General features: G+C 66.2%; 25 protein-coding genes. 8 read left to right on the plus strand and 17 right to left on the minus strand.

The window, feature by feature from the left end:
• Window positions 1–87: 87 nt before the first annotated feature.
• Window positions 88–1,932, plus strand: coding sequence for a flagellar hook-associated protein FlgK (flgK, locus tag DWF00_RS09460; protein WP_114827348.1), 1,845 nt, complete (start codon window positions 88–90; stop codon window positions 1,930–1,932).
• 1 nt (window position 1,933) lies between these two features.
• A complete protein-coding gene (locus DWF00_RS09465) occupies window positions 1,934–3,451 on the plus strand; it encodes a flagellar biosynthesis protein FlgL (RefSeq protein WP_114827349.1) in 1,518 nt (505 codons plus the stop codon).
• A 9-nt stretch (window positions 3,452–3,460) separates the two neighbouring features.
• On the opposite strand, the gene DWF00_RS09470 is transcribed toward DWF00_RS09465, so the two are convergent.
• Window positions 3,461–3,796: a GIY-YIG nuclease family protein gene (locus DWF00_RS09470; RefSeq protein ID WP_114827350.1), complete on the minus strand. Its 336-nt coding sequence runs from the start codon at window positions 3,794–3,796 to the stop codon at window positions 3,461–3,463.
• A gap of 124 nt (window positions 3,797–3,920) precedes the next feature.
• Here DWF00_RS09470 and DWF00_RS09475 point away from each other — a divergent pair, with 124 nt between their 5' ends.
• Both DWF00_RS09475 and DWF00_RS09480 read left to right on the plus strand, forming a co-directional pair.
• The gene (locus DWF00_RS09475; RefSeq protein ID WP_114827351.1) at window positions 3,921–4,571 is read left to right on the plus strand and encodes a DUF2239 family protein; all 651 of its coding nucleotides are present in this window, start codon (window positions 3,921–3,923) and stop codon (window positions 4,569–4,571) included.
• Window positions 4,555–4,989: a DUF1330 domain-containing protein gene (locus DWF00_RS09480; protein WP_114827352.1), complete on the plus strand. Its 435-nt coding sequence runs from the start codon at window positions 4,555–4,557 to the stop codon at window positions 4,987–4,989. Before DWF00_RS09475 ends, DWF00_RS09480 begins: the two co-directional genes overlap by 17 nt.
• A 51-nt stretch (window positions 4,990–5,040) precedes the next feature.
• Here DWF00_RS09480 and flaF read toward each other — a convergent pair whose 3' ends face one another.
• The 8 genes from flaF to DWF00_RS09520 form a co-directional block, all read right to left on the minus strand.
• On the minus strand, window positions 5,041–5,412 hold the full coding sequence (gene flaF, locus DWF00_RS09485; RefSeq protein ID WP_114827353.1) for a flagellar biosynthesis regulator FlaF: 372 nt from the start codon (window positions 5,410–5,412) through the stop codon (window positions 5,041–5,043).
• On the minus strand, window positions 5,396–5,788 hold the full coding sequence (gene flbT, locus DWF00_RS09490) for a flagellar biosynthesis repressor FlbT (RefSeq protein WP_114827354.1): 393 nt from the start codon (window positions 5,786–5,788) through the stop codon (window positions 5,396–5,398). The genes flaF and flbT overlap by 17 nt, the downstream gene beginning before the upstream one ends.
• A gap of 52 nt (window positions 5,789–5,840) precedes the next feature.
• On the minus strand, window positions 5,841–7,220 hold the full coding sequence (locus tag DWF00_RS09495) for a flagellin N-terminal helical domain-containing protein (RefSeq protein WP_114827355.1): 1,380 nt from the start codon (window positions 7,218–7,220) through the stop codon (window positions 5,841–5,843).
• Between the two features lie 237 nt (window positions 7,221–7,457).
• Window positions 7,458–8,792 (minus strand): flagellin N-terminal helical domain-containing protein, encoded by a 1,335-nt coding sequence (locus tag DWF00_RS09500; RefSeq protein ID WP_114827356.1) that lies wholly within the window; start codon window positions 8,790–8,792, stop codon window positions 7,458–7,460.
• Between the two features lie 244 nt (window positions 8,793–9,036).
• Window positions 9,037–9,498: a hypothetical protein gene (locus tag DWF00_RS09505; protein WP_114827357.1), complete on the minus strand. Its 462-nt coding sequence runs from the start codon at window positions 9,496–9,498 to the stop codon at window positions 9,037–9,039.
• 239 nt (window positions 9,499–9,737) lie between these two features.
• On the minus strand, window positions 9,738–10,226 hold the full coding sequence (locus DWF00_RS09510) for a hypothetical protein (RefSeq protein WP_114827358.1): 489 nt from the start codon (window positions 10,224–10,226) through the stop codon (window positions 9,738–9,740).
• Window positions 10,213–10,581 (minus strand): rod-binding protein, encoded by a 369-nt coding sequence (locus tag DWF00_RS09515; protein ID WP_114827359.1) that lies wholly within the window; start codon window positions 10,579–10,581, stop codon window positions 10,213–10,215. Before DWF00_RS09515 ends, DWF00_RS09510 begins: the two co-directional genes overlap by 14 nt.
• Window positions 10,581–11,714, minus strand: coding sequence for a flagellar basal body P-ring protein FlgI (locus DWF00_RS09520; RefSeq protein WP_114827360.1), 1,134 nt, complete (start codon window positions 11,712–11,714; stop codon window positions 10,581–10,583). The genes DWF00_RS09515 and DWF00_RS09520 overlap by 1 nt, the downstream gene beginning before the upstream one ends.
• A 224-nt stretch (window positions 11,715–11,938) precedes the next feature.
• On the opposite strand from DWF00_RS09520, the gene DWF00_RS09525 reads away from it, so the two are divergent.
• Window positions 11,939–12,346: a flagellar assembly protein FliX gene (locus DWF00_RS09525; protein ID WP_245973812.1), complete on the plus strand. Its 408-nt coding sequence runs from the start codon at window positions 11,939–11,941 to the stop codon at window positions 12,344–12,346.
• Between the two features lie 6 nt (window positions 12,347–12,352).
• Here DWF00_RS09525 and DWF00_RS09530 read toward each other — a convergent pair whose 3' ends face one another.
• Window positions 12,353–12,898, minus strand: a complete 546-nt coding sequence (locus DWF00_RS09530) for a 2,4'-dihydroxyacetophenone dioxygenase family protein (protein ID WP_245973813.1) — start codon at window positions 12,896–12,898, stop codon at window positions 12,353–12,355.
• 106 nt (window positions 12,899–13,004) lie between these two features.
• A complete protein-coding gene (locus tag DWF00_RS09535; protein ID WP_114827981.1) occupies window positions 13,005–13,724 on the minus strand; it encodes an SDR family oxidoreductase in 720 nt (239 codons plus the stop codon).
• A 203-nt stretch (window positions 13,725–13,927) separates the two neighbouring features.
• Between DWF00_RS09535 and DWF00_RS09540 the strand changes: the two genes are divergently transcribed.
• Together DWF00_RS09540 and DWF00_RS09545 are read left to right on the plus strand one after the other, a co-directional pair.
• Window positions 13,928–14,872 carry an MBL fold metallo-hydrolase gene (locus DWF00_RS09540; protein ID WP_114827362.1) on the plus strand — a complete coding sequence of 315 codons (945 nt, stop codon included), beginning with the start codon at window positions 13,928–13,930 and terminating at the stop codon, window positions 14,870–14,872.
• Window positions 14,873–15,032: 160 nt separating this feature from the next.
• The gene (locus DWF00_RS09545) at window positions 15,033–16,247 is read left to right on the plus strand and encodes an NADP-dependent isocitrate dehydrogenase (protein ID WP_114827363.1); all 1,215 of its coding nucleotides are present in this window, start codon (window positions 15,033–15,035) and stop codon (window positions 16,245–16,247) included.
• 114 nt (window positions 16,248–16,361) lie between these two features.
• Here DWF00_RS09545 and DWF00_RS29040 read toward each other — a convergent pair whose 3' ends face one another.
• A complete protein-coding gene (locus DWF00_RS29040; RefSeq protein WP_147283622.1) occupies window positions 16,362–16,637 on the minus strand; it encodes a hypothetical protein in 276 nt (91 codons plus the stop codon).
• Between the two features lie 89 nt (window positions 16,638–16,726).
• On the opposite strand from DWF00_RS29040, the gene DWF00_RS09550 reads away from it, so the two are divergent.
• Window positions 16,727–17,191: a GFA family protein gene (locus tag DWF00_RS09550; protein ID WP_114827364.1), complete on the plus strand. Its 465-nt coding sequence runs from the start codon at window positions 16,727–16,729 to the stop codon at window positions 17,189–17,191.
• Between the two features lie 155 nt (window positions 17,192–17,346).
• Here the strand turns inward: DWF00_RS09550 and DWF00_RS09555 are convergent, their stop codons facing one another.
• The 5 genes from DWF00_RS09555 to aspT all read right to left on the minus strand — a co-directional run bounded on the left by DWF00_RS09555 (window position 17,347) and on the right by aspT (window position 23,993).
• Entirely contained in the window at window positions 17,347–17,928 is a 582-nt protein-coding gene (locus DWF00_RS09555) for a hypothetical protein (RefSeq protein WP_114827365.1), read from the minus strand.
• A gap of 47 nt (window positions 17,929–17,975) precedes the next feature.
• Entirely contained in the window at window positions 17,976–18,116 is a 141-nt protein-coding gene (locus DWF00_RS29380) for a hypothetical protein (protein ID WP_181832472.1), read from the minus strand.
• Between the two features lie 7 nt (window positions 18,117–18,123).
• Window positions 18,124–20,766, minus strand: coding sequence for an alanine--tRNA ligase (gene alaS, locus DWF00_RS09560; RefSeq protein WP_114827366.1), 2,643 nt, complete (start codon window positions 20,764–20,766; stop codon window positions 18,124–18,126).
• 174 nt (window positions 20,767–20,940) lie between these two features.
• Window positions 20,941–22,026: a recombinase RecA gene (gene recA / locus DWF00_RS09565; protein WP_281270137.1), complete on the minus strand. Its 1,086-nt coding sequence runs from the start codon at window positions 22,024–22,026 to the stop codon at window positions 20,941–20,943.
• A 281-nt stretch (window positions 22,027–22,307) separates the two neighbouring features.
• Window positions 22,308–23,993, minus strand: coding sequence for an aspartate-alanine antiporter (gene aspT / locus DWF00_RS09570; protein ID WP_114827367.1), 1,686 nt, complete (start codon window positions 23,991–23,993; stop codon window positions 22,308–22,310).
• Between the last annotated feature and the right edge of the window lie 69 nt (window positions 23,994–24,062).

Here is a 24,062-nt window from a genome sequence, read left to right on the forward strand (position 1 = left end):
TCTTCACGCGAACCGGAATCCACTTCGCTTGAAAATGCTTTGGCCGCTGACCGCGCAATCCAGAAGGATTGAGAGGAGGAACTGCCGATGGGCCTCAATTCGTCCCTGAACATGGCGATCTCCGGCCTGCGCTCGACGCAGGTCGGGCTCAACATCATCTCGCAGAACGTCGCCAATGCCGACTCGCCGGGCTATGTCCGGCGCAGTGTCAGCACGGTCGAGACGCAGGGCGGCTACACCACCAGCAGCAACGTCCAGCGCCTGCTCGACAAGATCGTGCAGCATCAGCTCTGGCAGGAAAGCGCCGGGGCCGCCTACACCTCGACGCGCGCCGACGCGATGTCGAAGCTGGACGAGCTGTTCGGCGCGCCGGGCAGCGCGACCGCGCTCGACTCGGTCTATAACAGCTTCACCAGCGCCCTGCAGGCGCTCGAGGATGACCCGTCCTCCTATACCAACCGCTCGGCGGTGCTCGACCGCGCCAACGAACTGGCGAACCGGCTCAACGGCCTCTCCAACGGCGTGCAGGACCTGCGCCGCCAGGCTGAGAGCGGCATTGCCAGCGGCGTGAAGCAGGTCAACGACCTGCTGGACTCGCTGACCTCGGTCAACGCCAAGATCGTCGGCAGCCCGAACGATGCGAGCTCGGCCAGCCTGCGCGACCAGCGCGACCGCATCGTCGCCGACCTGTCGCAATACATGGACGTCCGCACCAGCGAGGATGCGCGCGGCTCGCTCTCGATCATCACGACCTCGGGCACGCAGATTTTCGACGGCCGCCCGGCCGTCAAATTCTCCTTCGACCAGCACGAGAGCATCGGCCCGGAATCGCAGTGGAACGCCGACCCGGCCAAGCGCGGCGTCGGCACGATCACGATGCGCAGCTCGTCGGGCGGTGGCGCTATCGACGCCATCGCCAACCGGGTGTTCAAGTCCGGCGAGATCGCGGCCAATATCGAGTTGCGCGACAAGACCCTGGTCCAGGCGCAGGCGCAGCTCGACGAGATCGCTGCGCAGATGTCGAGCGCGCTCTCCGACCGCGAGGTTGCGGGCACCCCCGTGACGGCCGGCGCCGCGACCGGCTTCCAGGTCGACCTGACCGGGCTCCAGGCCGGCAATACCGTGACGCTGGACTACAAGGTCCAGCCGAGCGGCGAGACGCGGCGTTTCACCTTCGTGCGGGCGGAATCGGCGGCTTCGCTGCCGCTGCCGGCCTCGGCCAGCGGCGATGCCGGCAACACCGTGGTGGGCATCGACTTCTCGGGCGACGTCGCGGCGCAGATCCAGGCGGCGGTCGGCACCGGCTTCACTGTCGCCAATACCGGCACCGGCATCAGCATCGTCGATGACGGCGCCGGCAATACCCGCGACGTGCTCGGCCTGACCGCGCGCCCGACGGCGACCGGCCTGAACGGCTCGGCCGAGCTGCCCTTCTTCGTCGATGGCGGCCGCAACAACGCCGCCTATACCGGCTCCTACGAGGGCGGGTCGCAGGCGGCCGGCTTCGCGGCGCGCATCAAGCTCAATCCGGGCCTGATCGCCGACCGCTCCAAGCTCGTCCAGATCGACCCGACGACGCCGCAGGGCGACGGCACGCGCCCGTCATTGCTGCTCGACCGGCTGACGCAGAGCCAGCGCAACTTCACCCGCGCGACCGGGGTCGACGGCTCAACCGCGACCTCGACCGGCACGATCTCGAATTTCGTGCAGCGCGTCGTTTCCTCGACAGGGCAGGCGGTCGAGGCGGCGCAGCGGCTCGACGAGGGCCAGCAGGTGGCGCTCGCCACCGTGCAGAGCCGCTTCCAGGAGACCGCGCAGGTCAATGTCGACCAGGAAATGTCGATGCTGATCGAGCTGCAGAACGCCTATGCCGCCAATGCCCGCATCATCTCCACGGTCAAGGAGATGATGGACATGCTGATGAGGGTCTAAGATGACGATCACATCCTATGGCAGCGGCGCCTACCGCTCGGCCCAGCCGAACCAGTTCGTCACCAACCGGGGCGAACTGAACGACCTGCTGCGCCAGCTCGACACCGGCAAGCGCAGCACGACCTATGCCGGGCTCGGCATCGAGCGGCGCACCAGCCTCGACGTCAACGGCAAGATCTCCTCGCTGGATTCCTGGCTCACCGGCATCCAGCGCGCCGACGTCAACCTCAAGCTCGCGACGCAATCGGTCGAGAACTTCTACAAGCTCACCACCGAGACCAAGAACGACGCCCGGCCGGACAGCTACGTGCCGAGCTCGACCGGCCTGTCGGCGCCGCAGGTGCTGGCCGAGGAGAAGTTCAAGCAGGCGCTCGACCTGCTCAACGTCGATGTCGACGGGCGCTTCCTGTTCTCCGGCCGGACCTCCGATGTCGAGCCGGTGGCGAGCTATTCGCTGATCATGGACGGCGACGGCGCCGGGCGCGCCGGGCTGCGGCAGCTCGTCTCCGAGCGCAAGCAGGCCGATCTCGGCACGGCCGGGCTCGGCCGGCTGACGGTCGGCGGCGCGGCGACGACGGTGTCGATCGCGGAGGAGGCTGCCAACCCCAATTACGGCTTCAAGCTGAAGGGCGCCACGACCAATTCCGCCGGCATCACGCCGACCTATACCGCCGGCCCGCCGGCGAATATCGCCGTGGACGTCACCGCCCAGCCGCAGCCGGGCGACGCCGTGCGCGTCCAGGTCGCGCTGCCGGATGGCACGACGGAGGAGGTCGTGCTGACGGCGCGGGCCGCCGGCTCCGATGGCGACGGCGCCACCACGTTCGAGATCGGCGCCGACCCGACCGCGACCGCCGGCAACCTGCGCACGGCGATGACCGCGGCGCTGGGCAAGGAGGCCAAGACCTCGCTCTCGGCCGCCTCGGCCTCGGTCGCGGCCGAGAACTTCTTCGCCGGCAGCCCGAGCAACCCGCCGCTGCGCGTGCCCGGCCCGCCCTTCGACACCGCGACTGCGGCGCCCGCGCCCGGCACCGACGCGAACACCGTGATCTGGTATCGCGGCGATGACGGCCCCGGCAGCGCGCGCGCGACCTCGACCGTCCAGGTCGATCAGAGCCAGAGCGTCAATACGGGCGCGCGAGCCAACGAGCAGGCCTTCCAGATCGGCCTGGCGCAACTCGCGATCTTCGCCACCGAGACCTTCCCGGCCAGCGATCCGAACTCGAAGGCGGGCTACGAGGCCCTGGCCGAGCGCGTCAGCAACCGGATCGGCTATGCCGAGAACGAGCAGACGCCGTCCGAGATCGTCGTCGAGCTCGGCAGCGCCCAGACGGGGCTGAGCCAGGCGAAGGAGCGGCACAGCGCGACCAAGAACTACCTGCAGACGACGCTCGACGGCGTCGAGAACGTCACGACCGAAGAGGTCGCGGTGCAGATACTCTCCCTGCAGACGCGCCTGCAGGCGAGCTATCAGACGACCTCGATGCTCGCGCAGCTGTCGCTGACGAATTATCTCTGACGGGGCCGCTCAGATCGGCTCGGCCGGCAGGGTCGCACACCAGTATGCCCTCCTATCGCGCAAGATGCGATCGCGCCCATGGGCGAGCTGCTCGTCGTCGAGCCGTTCGAGGATGTCAAAGGCGAAGCGTTCGGCGCCGTGCTCTGTCCACGCGTCCTGAAGGGAGCGGTGCGGGCTGACACCTTGCCGAAGCGTGAAGCACAGGCGGTTCCAGATCGTGGCGAGGTCCGGCGCGCTCCCAGCCCATTGTTGGTCGGTCGCGCTGCAGCGCACCGCGTAGATGCCCACGGCCGCCTTGCGATCCTTGTAGGCGGCAACGGCGGCCTTCCTATCCTCTCGGTTCAAGATTCAGTTCCTTCGTTGCGGGTCGCCGGACGGATTCGAGAGTCACGCCAATTTATACCTGGGTGATAATTGATTCAATAATTTTACCTGGGTATAAATTGGCTCCTCTCCAACGAGCCACGCCATGCCCCTTCTTCTGTCCAAGCCCTGCACCGCCTTCCAGGATGCGCGCCGCATCGCCGCCGGTCCGCTGATCGACGTCGCGCTGGCCGTGAAGGCTGCGATGGACGCTGCCCCCACCGCTTCATTCCTGGCCTTCGACGATGCGACGGGTGCTGTGGTCGATTTCGACCTGCGCGGCACGACGGCGGAGATCGTGGCGCGGCTGGCGCAGCGCGCCGAGGCGGCGAGGCGCGCAAACCAGTCTGCCCGGCGCAGCGAGGGCGATGGCGCGAGGCAGGGTCGGGGGCGGCCGAAGCTGGGTGTGGTCGCCCGGGAGGTCACCTTGCTGCCGCGGCACTGGGACTGGCTGGCGTCGCAGCCGGGTGGGGCGTCGCAAGTACTCCGCCGCCTAGTCGACGAAGCGCGGCGCGGCGATGGCGGCAGGAGCGAGGCGCGAGCCGCGAAGGAGGCCGCCTACGCCTTCATGTCGGCGATGGCCGGCAACTTCGAGGGTTTCGAGGAGGCGGTGCGCGCACTGTTCGCGGACGACCGAACAGGCCTTGTTGAACATGCGCGCACGTGGCCGCCGGATATCCGTTCCCATGCAGAAGCCCTGATGACGAGAGCAGCCCCATCACCACCGGGAGATCCAGCCGATGCAAGCCTATCTTGAGCCGAGCCAGGAGGCTGGGCGCGCCCTTTTCATGCGTGCCATTCCGGGGGAGGTCGTCATGCTGAACCTGCTGCGGCTACGCGACGTCGCCGACTATGCCGGCAATCCCCAACTGGCGCCGGCACAACCGATCAGCGGCGCCGAGGCCTATGACCGATATATCGAACACACCCTTCCCTATCTGGCGGAAAGTGGTGGCGCGCTTCTTTTCCTCGGAGAGGGCGGGCCCTTCCTCATCGGTCCCGAAGGCGAGCGGTGGGACCGCGCCATGCTGGTGAGGCAGCGTTCGGTGCAGGCCTTCATGGCCTTCGCCAGCCATGATACCTACCTCGCCGGCCTCGGGCACCGGACGGCCGCCATCGAGGATTCGCGGTTGCTGCCGCTGGTCCAGGCTCCGCTGCCGCCGGCGGGGTGGTAGGGCGCGCAGGTCGTGGACGGCTCGTCCGCTCCGCCTCGCCGGCCTGTCAGCTCAGCGTCCGCGGAGGCCCGTCGCGATGTCGCGGTTGATGCTGACCAGTACCGCGAGCTTCTGCGGAGCCGGCTCGATCGAGACACGGATCGTATGGTTGAAGATGAAGTTGGCGAGGCCGAGGATGTTGCGCTTGATCTCGACCGGCAGCGGGTTGTCCTCGGCCGTGACGGCCGAGACCAGGATCGTCCAGAGCCGGCGGTTATAAGTCAGCGCCTCGTCGAGCTCGCCTGAGCGCATCGCCCAGTCGTCGGCGACGGTCTGGATCCTGGCGGCGGCCTTGATCAGCAGGGAGGCTTCGAGTTCTCGGGGGGAGACGGTCGACTGGGCCGTCTTGGCGGCAGCGGCGTAGGCATTAAACCCGTGTTGCATTCGCGATGAGTTCCGCTTCGTAAGCGATCAGCTTCTTGGCTGCCTTCAACGCCTTGTACAGTTCACCACTTAAAATGGTGTTATTGATCTCGGTCATATACGCCAAAGAGCTCGGTGCTGCCTGTAGAAAGTCGCGTACGAGCTGGAAATAGATCTCGTGCTGATGCGTCGTATCCTGCGTCAGGTACATCAGCTGGATGGCGAAGTAGATTTTCTTGGCCGGGCTGTCGGCGCTGGCGGCGGTCAGGATGTCCTTCTCGCGTAGAATCGGCGCCTCGCCTTCGATGAAGAAGCGCGTGCGCTGCTCGTCGTTGCGAATGACCACCTGGCCGATGATGATGCGCTCGTTCGGCTTGAGCTCGACCTTGAGTGCCATGTCGGTCCTGCCTTCTGGCTAATAGGGTAGGGCGGGGTTTCCGGCGGAAGCGTCAGCCGAAGAGCCGGAGCACGCCCTGGTCGGCCTGGTTGGCGAGCGAGAGCGCGGTCTGCGAGAGCTGCTGGCGGGTGTTGAGCGCGAGCAGGCTGGCGCCTTCGGCGTTCGGATCGGCCAGGACGAGGTTGTCGCCGCCGATGGTCAGCGTGTTGACCATCTCCTTGGTGAAGTCCTGCCGGGTCTGCGCGACCGAGAGGTTCGAGCCGAGCGTCGAGGCGAGCGATTTCAGCGAGGTCAGGGCGCCGGTCAGCGCCGCACCCGCCTTGTCGAGGTCGAGGTCGTTCTGGAAATTGACGAAGCCGTCGAGCTGGGTGTTGGTCGCCTGCTCGATGCCGAGATTGTTGGCGCTCAGCGTCGAGCCCTGGATGTTGAGCTTGGTCTGGTTGACGCCGGTCTTCTCGTTGAAGACGATCGAGAGCGCGTCGCCCTGGAGCAGGTTGATGCCGTTGAAGCTCGAATCCTTGGCGAGCTGGTCGATCTGCTCGCGCAAGGTGTTGAACTGCTCGATGAGGTTCGAGCGGGTAGACGACGTGATGTTCGAGGAGGTCAGCTCGGAAGAGGCGACATCGCCGTCCGCGGCGTCGAAACCCAGGGCGGTGTTCGAGTTGGTCGCCACAGCTTCGGCCGCGTCGATTGCGGCTTGCTTGGCGGCGGCGACCAGAGCCGGGTCGGTGGGATCGGTCGCCGGTGCGGCTGCGCCGAAGCCGAAGGCGACGGTCTCGGAGCCTGTGCCCTTGACGTTGAGCTGGCCCTTCTCATCGATGAAGGCCGTCGCGACGCCCGATTTGTTGATCTCGTTGACGACGTCGCGAACGGTCGCATTCGTGCCGTCGAACGTCGCGGAATAGGTCGTGTCGCCGGCGGTGATCGAGATTGCCAGAAGGGAGTTCGCCGGGTCGAGGCCCAGATCGCCTGCACTGGAAGCTGTCGCGGCGTCAGCACCCGTCGTGCCTCCGGTCGCATCGAGGATATTCTTGTCGAGCGCGATGTCCTTCAGGCTCTTGTTGGAGACGACCTTCTCACCGGCGGTGGCCAGTGCCGTGCCTGCCTTGGTCGGACGGTTCTGGGCCGCGTCGGCCTGGGCCTGCTTGATCGTCGACTGCGCCGATTTGACCAGATCGCTGATGCCGTCGATGCCCTTGGAGGCGGTCTGAATGGTCTGGATGCCGTTCGAGATGCCGTCGAGCAGGCCGTTGAGCTGGCTCGAACGGTCGTAGAGGGAAAGAGAGGTGAAGTAGTTGACGGGATTGTCGATCGCGGAGTTGACGACGCGTCCGGTCGCGAGGCGGTTCTGGATGACGCTCTGCTCGGCCGTGGTCTTCTGCAGGGTGAGAAGATTGTTGCGGACGCCGCTGGAAAGAATCGTGTTGGCCATCTTCGGTCCCCAGAGCGCGCGATTCGGCGCTGAACAGTCTGATCTGGGGCCGATAATTCCTTGTTAAGGATAATAATCGGTTAACGCAGGGTAAGGTGCGCGTTTCGCCGCGCGGGTGAGGGCAGGCGCCGTTCGCGCCAAAAGAAGAGGGCGGCGGAGCTTGCGCTCCGCCGCCCTCTTTTGCCTTCGGCCCACGTTCTGTGGACGAGCCGCTTCTGCGGCCGAAGGGATTGTGGATCAGAACAGGCGCAGGACGGCCTGGTCGGCCTGCGACGACAGCGAGAGGGCGGTCTGCGAAAGCTGCTGACGGGTCTGCAGCGAGAGCAGGTTGGCGGCCTCTTCGTTGGCGTCGGCGTTGACCAGGTTGCTGGCGCCGGTCGTCAGCACGTCGGCCATGCCCTTGGTGAAGTCCTGGCGGGTGTTGGCGACCGCGAGGTTGGCGCCGAAGGTCGACGACAGCGACTTCAGCGAGGTCAGCGCGCCGTTGAGCTGCTCGGTCGCCTTCTCCAGATCGAGGTCGTTCTGGAAGTTGGTGAAGCCGTCGATCGTCGTGTTGGTCGCCTCGGTGATGCCGAGGTTGTCCGAGTTCAGGGTCGTGCCCTGGATGCTCAGCTTGTTCTGGTTGGTGCCGGTCTTCTCGTTGAAGATCAGCGAGACCTGGTCGCCGGCCAGCAGGTTGACGCCGTTGAAGCCGGAATCCTTGGCGAGTTCGTCGATCTGGGTGCGCAGGGTGTTGTACTGCTCGATCAGGTTCGAACGGGTCGAGGAGGTGATGGCTTCGCCCACGATACCGGTCGTGGTCCTATCGACGACGTCAAAACCAATCTCGACGTTGCTGGTGCCGTCTTGAGCGTCTGTGATAGCGGCGTCGCCATCGGCTCCGCTACCTAGACCGAACTTGACGGTTTCCGAGCCGGTGCCCTTGACGTTGAGCTGGCCCTTCTCGTCGACGAAGGCGGTGGCGATGCCCGACTTGTTGATCTCATTCACGAGGTCGCGGACGGTCGCGTTTTCCGCGTCGAACGAAGCCTCGAAAGTCGAGCCGCCGGCCGCCGGATCGCCGACTTCGATCGAGATCGCCAAGCTGACAGCACCGGTTGCGACACCGACATTGCCTGAACTCGTCTCAGTCGCGGCGTTGTTGGTCGCGTCGGCATCGTCATCCACCAGCAGCTTGTCGAGCGCGATGTCCTTCAGGCTCTTGCTGGTGGCAATCTTCTCGGCCGTGGTGGCGAGCGCATCGCCAGCCTTGGTCGGGCGGTTCTGAGCCGCGTCGGCCTGGGCCTGCTTCACGGTGGACTGAAGCGAGGAAACCAGCTTGGTGACGCCGTCAATGCCCTTCGAGGCGGCCTGGATAGTCTGGATGCCGTTCGACATGCCGTCGAGCAGACCCTTGAGCTGGTCCGAGCGGTTGTTCAGCGAAGATGCGGTGAAGTAGTTGACCGGGTTATCGACCGCGGTGTTGACGCGCTTGCCGGTGGCAAGGCGGCTCTGGACGGCGGCGGCCTGGGCGGTGATGTCCTGGACGGAGGCAAGCGAATTGCGAACGCCCGCGGAGAGAGAGACGGCCATGATGTTTTACCCTTCTGGTAAAGTTGCCTACTGGCGCCCAAGCCATTCTGGCGAGGACGAGGGGGACACTCGGCCGGCATCTCGTAACGGGAGGTAAATTTCCTTAGGTCAATTCGCGCCGCCCGGGGCAAAGCCGGGGCATGGTTAAAGGCGCGCTAAGAGCTTCGGACGGGCGCGGCAGGGCGCAAACGCAAACCGCCCGCACGAGGCGGGCGGCTGCAAGCTTTCGCAGGCCGAGCTTGTCTCAGGCTGTGCGCTCGACGTATTGCGCGGTGCCGCCCTCGGCCTCGGCTTGGCGGGCGCGCTCGGTCAGCTCGCGCGAGTAGATGCGCAGCTTCAGCATGGCCTCGGTTGGCAATTGCGTGATGGTCTCGCCGGTCGATCTGTCGGTCTTCTGGTAGACGACCGCGCGGGTGCGGGGGTCGATCACGATGCGGCGCTCGATGACGTCGCGCATCGCCTGCTCGCGCTGGCGGTCGGCCTGCCTGCGGGTGTCGCCCTGCTGTCTTGCGGCTTCGTCGCGGGCGGCCTGCTCGGAGCGGGCCTTGAGGTCGAGGCGCACGGCCTCGCCGGCATTGGCCGATTGCACGGTCTGTTCGGGCGGCAGGTCCACGGGAATGCTGCCGCGCGTAGCGAGCGCATCTGTGCGGGCGGCGGCTGCGAAGACGCCGACGGCAGACGCCTTGGTCGGGCTGCCGAAATCCATCGGTCACTCCTTCTGGAGCATGGGGAGCAGCATCCAGCCGCCCTTGGTATGCTTAGAAACGGCGCATGATGTTGTCCGAAAACCGGTTCCCGCTTTTCGGCATCAAGCTTTAGGCCCGGACAGGACACGCCCATCCAATCCGGTACCATGCCGGTAAAATTTGAATCTTCCGTAAGGGAATTAGGTAAATATTGAGGGATCGGGTGGCAGCCGCGCGCTTTTCGCGTGCGGCTGGAAGCCTACAGCTGGCGCGACACCATCAGCGGCCCGGAGTTCGGGCGCGCATAGGCGGCATTGCCTGCCGTCGCGGCCGGGCCGTAGCCGGCGGCGCGCATCGGCTTGTTGGCCTCGCCGGCGAGGTCGCGCACGATCGACTCGGAGACGGCGCGGGCGGTCGCGAGCACGATCTGGTTGGTCTCGATCAGGTCCTGGAAGGCGAGATGCGCCGCCTTCAGCCGCTTGACCTGGTCCGGCACGAAGCGCGCCAGCGCGACGGCGTTGAGCTTCACCTGCTCGACGCCGCGCATGTAGATGCCGGCGAGCTCGGTCTTGCGCGGCTCGCGCTCCATCGCATCCGGCAGGCGGCCGGCGCGGACAAGCTCGGTCTCCTCGCCGACGACATGGGAGAGCGCACCCAGCGTTTCCAGCACGGCCTCGATCAGCGCCAGCGCCTCGATGGCATTGGCGATGCGGGGTCGCTCGTCGACGACGCGCCTAGCGGGAAACATTGGCGGCTCCCTGGGCGGCCGGAGCCCCCGACTGCTCCTGCACCTGCAGCAGGCCGCGCATGATCTGGTCGGACAGGCCGATGCCGCCGGAGCGCTGGATCTGCTTGGCGTATTGCTGCGTCATCATCGAGCGGAAGATGCCGCCGCCGGTGCCGTTCTCGCCCATCGGGCCTTCGTCCTCGGTGGTGGCGAAGAGCCGGTCGGTGACCTGCTCCAGGAACATGCTCTCGAAATCGTCGGCCTGCTTCTTGACCTTGGCCTTGGCCGGGTCGAGCGCGTCGGTCAGGCCGCCGATCAGCTTGCCGGCGGCGCCGAGCGCGAAGCTGGCGGCGGGGAGGGCGAGGGCGGCGGTCATCACATCACCTCGATTTCAGCCTGCAGCGCGCCGGCTGCCTTGATGGCCTGGAGAATGGAGATCAGGTCGCGCGGGCCGATGCCGAGAGCGTTCAGCCCGTCGACGAGCTCGGCCAGCGTCACGCTCTCGTTGACGAGCGCGAGCTTGTTGCCGCCCTCGGTATCGACCTTGACGCTGGTCTGCGGCGTGACCGTGGTCCGGCCGCGGGCGAACGGGTTGGGCTGGCTGACCTGCGGCTGCTCGCTGATCGTCACGGTGAGGTTGCCCTGCGCCACCGCGACGGTGGAGACGCGGACGTCCTTGCCCATCACGATGATGCCGGAGCGCTCGTCGATGACGATGCGGGCGAGCTGGTCCGGCTCGATGCGCAGCTGCTCGATATCGGTGAGCAGGCGGATCATGTTGCCCTGGAAGCGGGCGGGGATCTGCAGCACGACGGTGGAGGGATCGGTCGGCTCGGCCGTGTCGCCGCCGAGGAAATCGTTGATCGCGGCGGCCATGCGGCGCGCGGTGGTGAGGTCGGGATTGCGCAGCGAGAGCCGCAGCGTCTTCAGCTTGTTCAGGGCGAAGTCGATCTCGCGCTCGACCAGGCCGCCATTGGCGATGCGCCCGACGGTCGGCACGCCGCGGGTGACCTTGCTGGCCTCGCCCTCGGCCGAGAAGCCGGAGATCGCGACCGGACCCTGCGAGACGGCATAGACCTCGCCATCGGCACCGAGCAGCGGGGTGGCGAGCAGCGTGCCGCCCTGCAGCGACTTGGCGTCGCCCAGCGCGGAGACGGTGACGTCGAGCCGCGTGCCCTGCGTCGAGAACGGCGCCAGGTTCGCGGTCACCATCACGGCGGCGACGTTGGCGGTGCGCATGTTGGCGCCGCGGGTGTTGACGCCGAGCCGCTCCAGCATCGCCGTCAGCGACTGCTTGGTGAAGGGGGCGTTGTTCAGCGTGTCGCCGGTGCCGTTGAGGCCGACGACGATGCCGTAGCCGAGGATCTGGTTGGTGCGCACGCCCTCGACCGAGGCGAGGTCCTTGATGCGGGAGAGCGCCTGCACTGGTCCCGACGCCAGCGTGAGGCCGAGCGCGATGAGCGCGGCGAGCGGCGTCACGAGTCGTTTCAGGGCGGGCAAGCGGAGCATTCTTCACCGGATGAGCGAGTGCGGTCAGCTCATGGCTAGCGAAGGGCGTGCCAAGCCTCGAAAAATTGAAAGTGCTTATTTGTCAGTTGTTTGCATCTTCGCCCCAAGATCGGCAGGTCTACAGGACCCTACCGATCCTGCCGACGCGGCAATTTCTGCCGGGTAATTTACCTTGCGTTAACCATAGCAGTCCAAGGCTTGACCTATCGTCATGAGAGGCTCCGATGATCCGCATCGACCAGCGCACGCCTGTCTCGGGAACCGGCTCCGCCAGCCAGGGCAAGCGGGCCGGCGCGTCCTCGTTCTCGCTGCCAGGGCGTGAGAGCGCGACGGCAGCGCGCGGCGGCGCGGTCAGCAGCGCGGGTCAGCTCGACACGCTGCTCGCCGTCCAGGCCGAGGGCGAGACGCAGGAGCGCAAGAAGCGGCAGGCCAGGCGCGGGCATGACCTGCTCGACGGGCTCGACAAGCTGAAGGCAGCCCTGCTGTCGGGCCGCGTTCAGGTCAGCGAGCTGGAGCGCCTGAAGACGACGCTGTCGCTGCGGCGCGAGACCACCGACGACCCCGCGCTCGACGACGTCATCGCTCACATAGAGCTGAGAGCGGCCGTGGAGCTGGCGAAGCTCGGCCGCTGACGCGCTTCAGCGGATGAACTGATCCGCATATTCCGCGCCGAGCCCGTTCTGGGCGTAATGCGCGCGGCACTTGTCGATGCGGGTGAAGACGTCGTCATAGCCCAGGCACTTGCCGTCCGGATCGACATAGATCATCGCGCCATTGACCTGGAACATCGTGATCATCTCCTCGACGTCGGGATCGACCACGAGCGTATGGGTCTCGCCCGGCGCCTCGTAGACGTAGGAGCCCTCGGTCGCGACCCAGTCGTGCTCCAGGTAGCGCCACTTGCCCTTGATGACGTAGCCATGCACCGGCAGCGGATGGCGGTGGCGCGAGAGCACGCCGGCGCGGCGCACCTTGAGCAGGTTCATCCAGTAGCCGCGCGAGGCGCTGAAGAGCAGGGGCCGGAACCAGACATTGTCGTCGACCGGCACCCAGACGCGCTCGTCCGTCGGAATGACGTTGGGCACGACGAGCTCCGGCGGCGAATCCTTCGGCTGCGGATGGCGATAGGGCATCCAGCGCTCTTCGACGGTGGCCTCGACGGGCATCGGGTTGGGCGTGTTCATGAGATCTCTCTCCTTGAGCGGTTGATTCAAGGCGTTGTCGGTTTGATTCCGGAAGTGTCGGCAAGTGCTTGCCGACACGGTGTTTTTAGCGCTGGCGGAGGCGGCGTCAGACCGCCAGGTAGCCGCCGTCGACCGGCAGGATCGCACCCGTCACGAATTTCGCCGCGTCCGAGAGCAGGAACAGGATGGCCCCGCCGACATCGCTCGGCTGGCCCCAGCGGTTCTGCGGCGTGCGCGCCAGGATCGGCGCGGAGCGGACGGCGTCCTCGACCAGCGGGCGGGTCAGCTCGGTCGCGATCCAGCCCGGCGCCACCGCGTTGACGCGGATGTTGTCGGCGGCCCAGGCGGCGGCGAGCGACTTGGTGAGCTGGCCGACGCCGCCCTTCGAGGCCGCATAGCCCGGCGCGAAGGGCGAGCCGTGGAAGGTCAGCATCGAGGCGGTGTTGACGATGGCGCCGCCGCTCGCCGCGAGCTTGTCCTTGGCGGCGAGGCACATGCGCATCGAGCCGGTGAGGTTGACCTCGACGGTGAGGCGGAAGGCCTCGATCTCGAATTCCTTGCCGCCGCGCTGGATCATGCCGGCGCAGTTCACGAGCGCGTCGATGCGCGGGCAGGCGGCGACGATGGCCGCGACCTCGGCGTCCTTGGTGACGTCGAGCCTGGCATGGCGGATCGACGGATGAGGCGGGGCAACCGCGACCTCGCCGTCGGTGAGGCCGGTGGCGAGGACCTCGTAGCCGGCCTGCGCGAGGGCGAGCGCGGCGCCGGCGCCGATGCCGCTGGTGCCGCCGGTGACGAGAGCGAATTTAGTCGAAGGCTGAGTCATGGCGCGCACGCTAGTGCGTCAGTTCCGCTGCGGGAAGCCGCATGTCCGCACGGGCCCCTTGCGTGGCGCGCGGCAGGTTTGGGCTCCCGTCGTAAAGCGCGGCCATGGTATCGTTGGAGAACCAACTCCCGGCTTTCCTCGCACGCCGTGCTTCGGCCGCGCCGATGCGATGCCGGGAACGGATCATGCCAGAGGAGCAGATCATGTCCGATATCGTTTCGGCCGGGACGGGGCTCAGCCGCCGGCACCTTCTCGCCGGCTCGGCCGCGCTTGCCGGGCTGCCGGCCTGGGCGCGCTACGCGCTGGCGCAGCAGGCCTACCGCTTCAAGCATGGCGAATTCGACATCACCGTCATCAGCGACGGCTATCTCACCCTGCCGGCCGAGATCATCATGCCGACCGCATCAGTCGATGAGCGGGCCGACCTGCTGAAGCGCCTCGGCGGCACCGCCGACAGCGCCCAGATGAAGACCAACATCCCGGTCATCCGCGTCGGCTCCGACCTGATCCTGGTCGATACCGGCTCGGGCGACAAGTTCCAGGCGACGGCCGGCAATCTCGTCGAGAACCTCAAGGCCGCCGGCATCGACCCGGCCGCGATCACCAAGGTCGTCTTCACCCACGCCCATCCCGACCATAGCGGCGGCACGCTCGGCAAGGACGGCAAGCTCGCCTTCCCGAACGCGGCCTACTATGCCAGCGCCGCCGAATGGCAGTTCTGGACCAATCCCGACTACAAGACGGCGATGCCCGAGGCGCTGCATCCTTTCGCGGTCGGCGCGCAGCGCGACCTCTTCGCGGTCAAGGACAGGGTGACGCTGGTCAAGCCGGGCGACGAGATCGTCTCCGGGATGCGGGTGCTCGACACGGCCGGCCACACGCCGGGCCATATCTCGCTCGAGCTCGCCGGCGGCGCCGGCCTGATCATCACGGCGGATGCGGCGACGAACCACCTGATCTCGTTCGAGCACCCGGACTGGCGCTTCGGCTTCGACCTGCAATCGGACCTCGCCATCGCCAACCGCAAGAGGCTGGTCGATCGTGCCGCGAACGAGCGGCTCAAGCTGCTCGGCTACCACTGGGCCTATCCCGGCGTCGGCTATGCCGAGCGCAATGGCAGCGCCTTCAGGTTCGTGGCGGAGGCCTGAGCCGGTTCGGAACCGCGCTGCGGCGGCTGCGCACCCTCTGCCCAAAAGGCCGGCTTCCCCCTTTGCGTTTAAAGAGCTAGGAAGCGCCGCAACGGCCTGCGGCGCCCCCGCCGCAGGTTGGGAATGGTTCCAATCCGAGCGGAAGCAGGGGTCGCATCACATGAGCAAGATCAAGGTCGCCAATCCCGTCGTCGACATGGACGGCGACGAGATGACCCGCATCATCTGGCAGAAGATCAAGGACACGCTGATCTTCCCCTATCTCGACCTCGAGCTGGACTACTTCGACCTCTCCGTCGAGAACCGCGACGCGACCGACGACCAGGTCACCATCGACGCCGCCAACGCCACCAAGAAGCATGGCGTCGCGGTGAAGTGCGCCACGATCACGCCCGACGAAGGGCGCGTGAAGGAATTCAACCTGAAGCAGATGTGGAAGTCGCCGAACGGCACGATCCGCAACATCCTCGGCGGCGTCATCTTCCGCGAGCCGATCATCTGCAAGAACGTGCCGCGCCTCGTGCCGGGCTGGACCCAGCCGATCGTCATCGGCCGCCACGCCTATGGCGACCAGTACCGCGCCACCGACTTCAAGTTCCCGGGCAAGGGCACGCTCTCGATCAAGTTCGTCGGCGAAGACGGCGCCGTCATCGAGAAGGAGGTCTTCAAGGCTCCCGACGCCGGCGTCGCCATGGCGATGTACAACCTCGACGATTCGATCCGCGACTTCGCCCGGGCATCGCTGAACTACGGCCTGATCCGCAAGTACCCGGTCTACCTCTCGACCAAGAACACCATCCTCAAGACCTATGACGGGCGCTTCAAGGACATCTTCGAGGAGACCTACCAGAACGAGTTCAAGGCCGAGTTCGACAAGCTGGGCATCACCTACGAGCACCGCCTGATCGACGACATGGTCGCCTCGGCGATGAAGTGGTCGGGCGGCTATGTCTGGGCCTGCAAGAACTATGATGGCGACGTGCAGTCCGACACCGTCGCGCAGGGCTTCGGCTCGCTCGGCCTGATGACCTCGGTGCTGATGACGCCGGACGGTAAGACCGTCGAGGCCGAGGCCGCCCACGGCACGGTGACCCGCCACTATCGCGAGCACCAGAAGGGCAAGGAGACCTCGACCAACTCGATCGCCTCGATCTTCGCCTGGACCCGCGGCCTCAGCCACCGCGCCAAGCTCGACGGCAATGCCGAGCTCGCCAAGTTCGCGGCGCTGCTGGAGAAGGTCACGGTCGACACCGTCGAGGCCGGCGACATGACCAAGGACCTCGCCCTGCTGGTCGGCGCCGAGCAGAAGTGGCTCTCGACCACCGGCTTCCTCGACAAGGTCAGCGACAACCTGCGCACGGCGATGGCTGCTTGATCGCAAGGCCGATTGCCTGAGATGCGAAGCCCGGCCAAGTTTGGCCGGGCTTTTCTTTGCGTGACCTCTATCGAACCGCGCGGCTGTGCGATGTCTGCTTAGGGGCGGAAGCTGTCATGGACGATTCCGACCGGCTGTCTCCCTGCATTCCTGAAGAAACGCTATCATCCCGTCCAACGTCTCCGAAGGCAAAATGACTGGATTACCGTCGAGATTGCCGCCACTTTCGTCGGAGGCGCGAGGCATCATAAACACCACTTTTGTATCGCCTTTGAGGCGCACCAACAGAACTAACAGTCCTTGAGACATGCCAGGGCTGAAAAAGTATCGTTTAGTGATGGTTTCAGCGTTATGGAGCGGATTTAGAAAACCAAAGATGCGACTAAGCATTAGATTAGCTCCGCACAACTCAGACACATTGGCAAAGCGAAGGCCGGTGTAAAGAGCTTTCTGCAAGGACCGCTAGGCCGGAAGACGACATGACCGAATCGACACCCATCCTCACCGGCGGTTGCCAATGCGGCGCCGTGCGCTACCGACTGGCCCAGCCGCCGAGCAAGGTCTCGCTCTGCTTCTGCCGGATGTGCCAGAAGGCGGTCGGCGGCTATTTCGGCGCCTATGCCAGCTCGCGCGCCGAGGACGTGGTCTGGACGCGTGGGCGGCCGAGCTTCTTCCGCTCCTCTGAAGCGGCGTCGCGCGGCTTCTGCCCGGCCTGCGGCACGCCGCTGACCTTCTCCTATCGCGGCAGCGGGAGGCTCTCGGTCTCGGCCGGCAGCCTCGACGACCCAGCTGCGTTTCCGCCGGGCGAGGCCGACGGCATCGAGGGCAAGATGCCGTTCTTCGCCGAGCTCTACGAGCTGCATGGTGTCCGGACGGAGGATGAGATTCCGCCCGAGGACATGGAGCGCTACCGCTCGCGCCAGCACCCCGACCACGATACCTGAGGCGATGACGCCGGAACCTCAGCCCTCATCCTGAGGAGCGCCGAAGGCGCGTCTCGAAGGATGAACCAGCTCGCGGTGACAGCGCCTTCTGGAGCATCCTTCGAGACGCGATCCTGCGGATCGTTCCTCAGGATGAGGGCTTGGATGGAAGGCGCTCAATCCACCAGCAGCGGCCGTCTGGCCAGGATGCGCTGGCCGCTGAGCGGCGCGTTCATCACGTAGCGCAGCTCGTAGGTGCCGGATTTCTCCGGCGCCTCCAGCGTGGCCTCGACATTCTCGGCCGGGAAGAAGCTCGGTCCCTCGGCCTCGACTGGCGCGCCGGGCTCGGTGATGACGACGCGGTCGTGCCCGCCATTGGGGCCGATGCCGCGGGCGGGGAAGCTGACGCCGCGCTTGACCCGCTCAGGCGCGGCCAGCGTCGCCGTGGCCGGCATGGTGACGAGCGACTGGCGCGCCAGGATCTCGCTCTTGCCGTCGTTTTCGCGCAGCAGCCTGAGCTCATAGGTTCCGGTCTCGCCCGGCGTCGTGATCGAGGCGGTGGAGCCGGCCCCGACCGGCACCGAGACCATCGCTGTCTCCGGCGCGTCGGTGGGCTTCGCGACGGCGACGAACGACGTGGGCGGCGCCTGGTTGACGATGACCGAGAGCATGCTGCCCGCCATGGTGCTGCCCGAGGCGGAGAGGGCAGGGCCGGGCGGAGGGGCGGGCGGCCGCTGCTGCGCGGGCGCGGCGGTCATGCCGGCACAGAGGCACGTGGCCAGGATAAGGGCTGTCAGGGTTCGCATCATGATCTCGAGGCAATGCACAGGCGCTCCACGAGTTCCGGATGCCGGGCCATCAGCGAGCGGAAATCGTCGCCCGTGCCGAAATCGACGATCAGATGGACCCTGCGCCGCCAGCCCGGATGTGGCAGCGCAGCGTTCATGGCGGCCTCAGGCCATCGCTGCGGCGACTGCGTCGAGCGCCGCCTGGGCCTTGGCCCCGTCCGGCCCGCCGGCCTGGGCCATGTCGCGGCGGCCGCCGCCGCCCTTGCCGCCGAGTTGCTCGGAAGCGGCGCGGACCAGCGCGACCGCATCGAAGCGCGCCGTCAGGTCCTCGGTGACGCCGACGACGACGCCGGCCTTGCCGTCCTCGGCGACACCGACGATGGCGACGACACCGGAGCCGACGCGAGTCTTGGCCTCATCGACGAGGCTCTTCAGGTCCTTCATCTCGACGCCCGTGACGGCACGAGCCAGGAGCCTGGCGCCGGCGATCTCCTGGATCGGGTCCTCGGCTGCGCCACCGCCGCCCATGGCGAGCTTCTTGCGGGCGTCGGTCAGCTCGCGGTCGAGCTTGCGGCGCTCCTCGATCAGCACGGCGAGCCGCGCCTCGGCTTCGGTGGCCGGGACCTTGAGCAGGCCGGCGAGGTTATGCAGGCGCCTCGAATCGGCGTTGAGCTGGCGGCGGGCATTGCTGCCGGTCATCGCCTCGAGACGGCGCACGCCGGCCGCGACCGCGCCCTCGCCGACGACGCTGACCAGGCCGATATCGCCGGTGCGGGCCGCATGCGTGCCGCCGCAGAGCTCGACCGAATAGGCCTTGCCGGCGTCATTCGTGCCCATCGCGACGACCCGGACCTCGTCGCCGTATTTCTCGCCGAACAGGGCGCGGGCGCCGGAGGCGATCGCCTCGTCGACGCTCATCAGCCGCGTCGTCACCGGCTCGTTGCGCAGCACGATCGCGTTGGCGATCTCCTCGACCTTGGCGAGCTCCTCGTCCGAGATCGGCTTGGGATGCGAGAAGTCGAAGCGCAGCCGGTCGGGCGAGACCAGCGAGCCCTTCTGCGCGACATGGTCGCCGAGCACGAGCCGGAGCGCCTCGTGCAGCAGGTGCGTCGCCGAGTGGTTGGCGCGGATGGCGCTGCGCCTGATGTGATTGACCGTCAACTCGGTGGCCGCGCCGAGCTTGATCTCGCCCGAGGTGACCTTGACCGAATGGGCGAAGACGTCGCCGAGCTTCTTCTGCACGTCCGTGACTTCGGCCGTGAAGCCGGCGCCGCTGAGCGTGCCGGTATCGCCGACCTGGCCGCCGGATTCGCCGTAGAACGGCGTCTGGTTGAACAGGACGATGCCGCTCTCGCCGGCCTTCAGGCTCTCGACCTCGGCATTGTCGCGGGCCAGCGCGGTGACGACGCCCTCGGCCGTTTCGGTATCGTAGCCGAGGAACTCGGTCGCGCCGACCTTGTCGCGCAGCGGGAACCAGAGCGTCTCGGTCGCGGCCTCGCCGGTGCCGGCCCAGGCGGCGCGCGCCTTGGCCTTCTGCTGCTGCATCGCCGCATCGAAGCCGTCGAGATCGACGCCGACGCCGCGGGAGCGCAGCGCATCCTGGGTCAGGTCGAGCGGGAAGCCGTAGGTGTCGTAGAGCGTGAAGGCGACATCGCCCTTGAGGTTCTGGCCGGAGGTGAGGCCGCTGGCCGCGTCGTCGAGGAGCGAGAGGCCGCGCGCCAGCGTGGTGCGGAAGCGCCCCTCCTCCAGCTTCAGCGTCTCGCTGATCAGGGATTCGGCCCGCACCAGTTCGGGATAGGCCTGGCCCATCTCGCGGATCAGGACCGGCACGAGCTTGTGCAGCAGCGGCTCCTTGGCGCCGAGCAGCTGCGCATGGCGCATGCCGCGGCGCATGATCCGGCGCAGCACGTAGCCGCGGCCCTCGTTCGAGGGCAGCACGCCGTCGGCGATCAGGAAGGCGGAGCAGCGCAGGTGGTCGGCGATGACGCGGTGGCTCGCCTTCATCGGCCCGTCGGATTCGACCGAGGTCAGGTCGGCGATGGCGCGGATCAGCGCGGCGAAGAGGTCGATCGCGTAGTTGTCATGCGTGCCCTGGAGCACGGCGGCGATGCGCTCCAGCCCCATGCCCGTGTCGATCGAGGGCCGCGGCAGGTTCGAGCGGATGCCGCCGGCGGCCTCCTCGTACTGCATGAAGACGAGGTTCCAGATCTCGATGAAGCGGTCGCCATCCTCGTCCGGCGAGCCCGGGGGGCCGCCGGGGATGTGGTCGCCATGGTCGTAGAAGATCTCGGAGCAGGGGCCGCACGGGCCGGTATCGCCCATGCGCCAGAAATTGTCGGAGGTCGCGATGCGGATGATGCGCGAATCCGGCAGGCCGGCGATCTTCTTCCAGAGCCCGTGCGCCTCGTCATCCTCGGAATAGACGGTGACGGTCAGCTTTTCCTTCGGAAGGCCGAATTCGCGCGTGATCAGGGTCCAGGCATGGGTGATCGCCTGTTCCTTGAAATAGTCGCCGAAGGAGAAGTTCCCCAGCATCTCGAAGAAGGTGTGGTGGCGCGCTGTATAGCCGACATTGTCGAGGTCGTTATGCTTGCCGCCGGCGCGCACGCATTTCTGCGCCGTGGTGGCGCGCGAATAGGGTCGCTTCTCCTGTCCGGTGAAGACGTTCTTGAACTGAACCATGCCCGAATTGGCGAACATCAGCGTCGGGTCGTTGCGCGGCACGAGCGGGCTCGAGGGCAGCACCTCATGGCCGTTCGCCTTGAAGTAATCGAGGAAGGTGGACCTGATCTCGTTGACGCCGGTCATCGCAATTCGAACTCTGGTTTCAGGGCAGAACGCCGGACGGACCCGGCAGGATGATCGGTTCTAGTCAGCGCTTCTGCGCCTGTCCAGAAACTCGGCGCCAAAGCCTTGGCGTCCAAACGAAAACGGGCGACCCGAGGGCCGCCCGCCAGGAAAGATGCCGCGGCGGCAGCAAGCTCAAGCATCGCCCTCGTCGAGATCGTCTTCGGTCGGCGTCGCCTGGTCGAGGATGCGCTCGGCGAGCACGCCGGAATTCTGCCGGATCATGGCCTCGATGCGGGCCGCCAGATCAGGATTGGCCTTGAGGAAGGTCTTGGCGTTCTCGCGGCCCTGGCCGAGCCGCTGGCTGTCGAAGGAGAACCAGGCGCCGGACTTCTCGACGATGCCGGCCTTGACGCCGAGATCGACCAGCTCACCGACCTTCGAGATGCCCTCGCCGAACATGATGTCGAACTCGACCTGCTTGAAGGGCGGCGCGACCTTGTTCTTGACGACCTTGACGCGAACCTGGTTGCCGGTCGCCTCGTCGCGCTCTTTCAGCGTCGAGACGCGGCGGATGTCGAGGCGGACGGAGGCGTAGAACTTGAGCGCGTTGCCGCCGGTCGTGGTCTCCGGCGAACCGTACATCACGCCGATCTTCATGCGGATCTGGTTGATGAAGATGACCATGCAGTTCGAGCGCGAGATCGAGGCGGTGAGCTTGCGCAGGGCCTGGCTCATCAGGCGGGCCTGCAGGCCGGGCTGGACATCGCCCATCTCGCCCTCGATCTCGGCGCGAGGCGTCAGCGCCGCCACCGAATCGACCACGAGCACGTCGATCGCGCCGGAGCGGACCAGCGTGTCGGTGATCTCGAGCGCCTGCTCGCCGGTATCGGGCTGCGAGATCAGGAGGTCGTCGAGGTTGACGCCGAGCTTGCGGGCATAGACCGGGTCGAGTGCATGCTCGGCATCGACGAAGGCGCAGACGCCGCCCTTCTTCTGGGCTTCGGCGATGGTGTGCAGCGCGAGCGTGGTCTTGCCGGAGGATTCAGGGCCGTAGATCTCGACGACGCGGCCGCGGGGCAGGCCGCCGACGCCGAGCGCGATGTCGAGCCCGAGCGAGCCGGTCGAGATGGTCTCGATCTCTATCGCCTGCTGGTTCTTGCCCAGCCGCATGATCGAGCCCTTGCCGAAGGCGCGTTCGATCTGCGAGAGCGCGGCGTCGAGCGCCTTGGCCTTGTCCATCGAGGAGCCTTCCACGAGCCTGAGATTCGCCTGATTCACGGTGCGCGCTCCTTATGGCAGGGGCGCGACCACATCTCAATGCGCGCCATTGCGCAAATATGATCATGGTTTGTTCTCGTCTTCAAGTTCTTTTTTTGTTCTTCTCGCAGCCGTTGAGGGAAAGCGGGCGGGACGATGGATGGCGCATTCCAATCTGGCGGCGAGCGCTCGGAGCTATTTGGCGGAAAGGGGCACCGTAGGAATCGCTCGAAAGATGTATCGCGCAACTGCGGAACCCAAGGCCGCAGTTCTGCATTCCGCCAATTATTTCCGGCTTCAGCCTACATCGACATCATCGCCACGAGGATCGGCCCCCAGGCTGTCAGGAGAATGTTTCCGATCGCATAGGGGACCGTGTATCCCAATGCGGGGGTGCTGCTTTGAGCCTCCTCCTGTACCGCGCGGAGTGCTGCCGTGATCGTGCCCGCTCCGGCGCAAGCGCCTAGAACGATGAGAGGGTTCATCTTCAGCACGTAATGGCCGAAGAGAATCCCGATCGTGTGAGGCAGCAGGGCGGAAACCAGGCCGACGACGACGAGGCTGACCCCTGTCGTTTGCAAGCCGGACACGAAGCTGGGGCCGGCGCTCAGACCCACGACGCCGATGAAAACGCAAAGACCCAACGTATCGAAGATCCAGATCGCCGGCTCCGGAATTCGCCCGAAGAAGGGGTAGACCGACCTGAGCCACCCGAAGACCAGGCCCATGATCAGCGCGCCGCCGCTCGCGGTGAGCGTTAGCGGCACGCCCCAGACAACGACCGAGAGCAGGCCGAGCAGCCCTCCGACGAAAATCCCGAGGCCGACGAAGACCATGTCCGTTGCCGCGGTCCGGCGGTCGGGGTAGCCGAGCCCTGCTGCCGCCCGCTCGACCGCGGGAAGGGGGCCGATGAGAGACATCACGTCTCCCAGGTTGACGCGGCTGTCGGCCGCGACCGGCATCCTGATGCCCGAGCGGGTCAGCCTGGATAGGAACACCCCGCGCGCGAAGTCGGTCTCGGCCAGCCTGGAGAGCTTCGCCCCGTCGAAAGACCGGTTGGTCACGACGACATCCAGGGCCTCAATTGAAATGCCGAGAAGCCCCTGGTCGACGACCTCATGGCCGATGGCGTCGCCGCGCATCGCATGGGCCTCCTGCCTCGCCATGACTGCAACGACATCGCCGTCTCGGATGACGAGGTCGGGGGCGGGTTCCAACAAGCGATCGCCGCTGCGAACCCGCAGGATGAAGGCCCGCGTCTCTTTGGGAAGAGCTTCGATAGCGGCAATCGTCTTGCCTAGAAGCTGCGGATTGGTGACCTGATAGGCTCGAACGTCGAACGCATGCGCGGCAGAGACGATACCTTCCGCCTCACCTGCCGCCTCTTCCACGTCTGATTTCATTCGCGCCGCGGTTTCCCGCAGGTTGATGCCCATGAGCTTTGGGCCGATCGTCGGGATGTACCAGACGAGCGCGGCGGTACCCACGAGATAGGTCACGGCATAGGCGACCGGAATGTTATTGACCAACGCCGCCTTCTCGGCGGCGGGAATGGCGAGGCGCTGGATCGCTTCGCCCGCCGTGCCGATGACGGTCGATTCCGAGAAGGCCCCGGCGAGGAGCCCGGCCGCCGTCCCGACATCGTAATTCATGATCTTCGAAAAGGCGAAGGCCGTCAGCAGGCAGGTGACGCACAGCAACACGGTCAAGATCACCTGCGGCAGCGCGTCCTTCTTCAGCGCGCGGAAGAATTGCGGCCCGACCTTGTAGCCCGTCGTGAACAGGAAGAGGTCGAAGAAGATCGTCTTGACCAGCGGCGGAACCTTGATGTCGAGCTGGCCGATCAGAACGCCGGCCAGCAGGCAACCCACGACGGTTCCGAGGCTGAAGCCTCCAAATTTCGCGCGGCCAATCAAAAAACCGATTGCGATGGTAAGGAAGATCGCGAGTTCCGGGTTCTCGCGTAGAGCCGATACAATGTAATGCATATTGCATCCGCCAGAAATTTTTCGATTAATGCTCAATATATTCTCTAAGATGCGCTCAATATAAAAGCG

Source organism: Allobosea caraganae (genome assembly GCF_003351345.1).
Taxonomy (GTDB): Bacteria; Pseudomonadota; Alphaproteobacteria; order Rhizobiales; family Beijerinckiaceae; genus Allobosea; species Allobosea caraganae.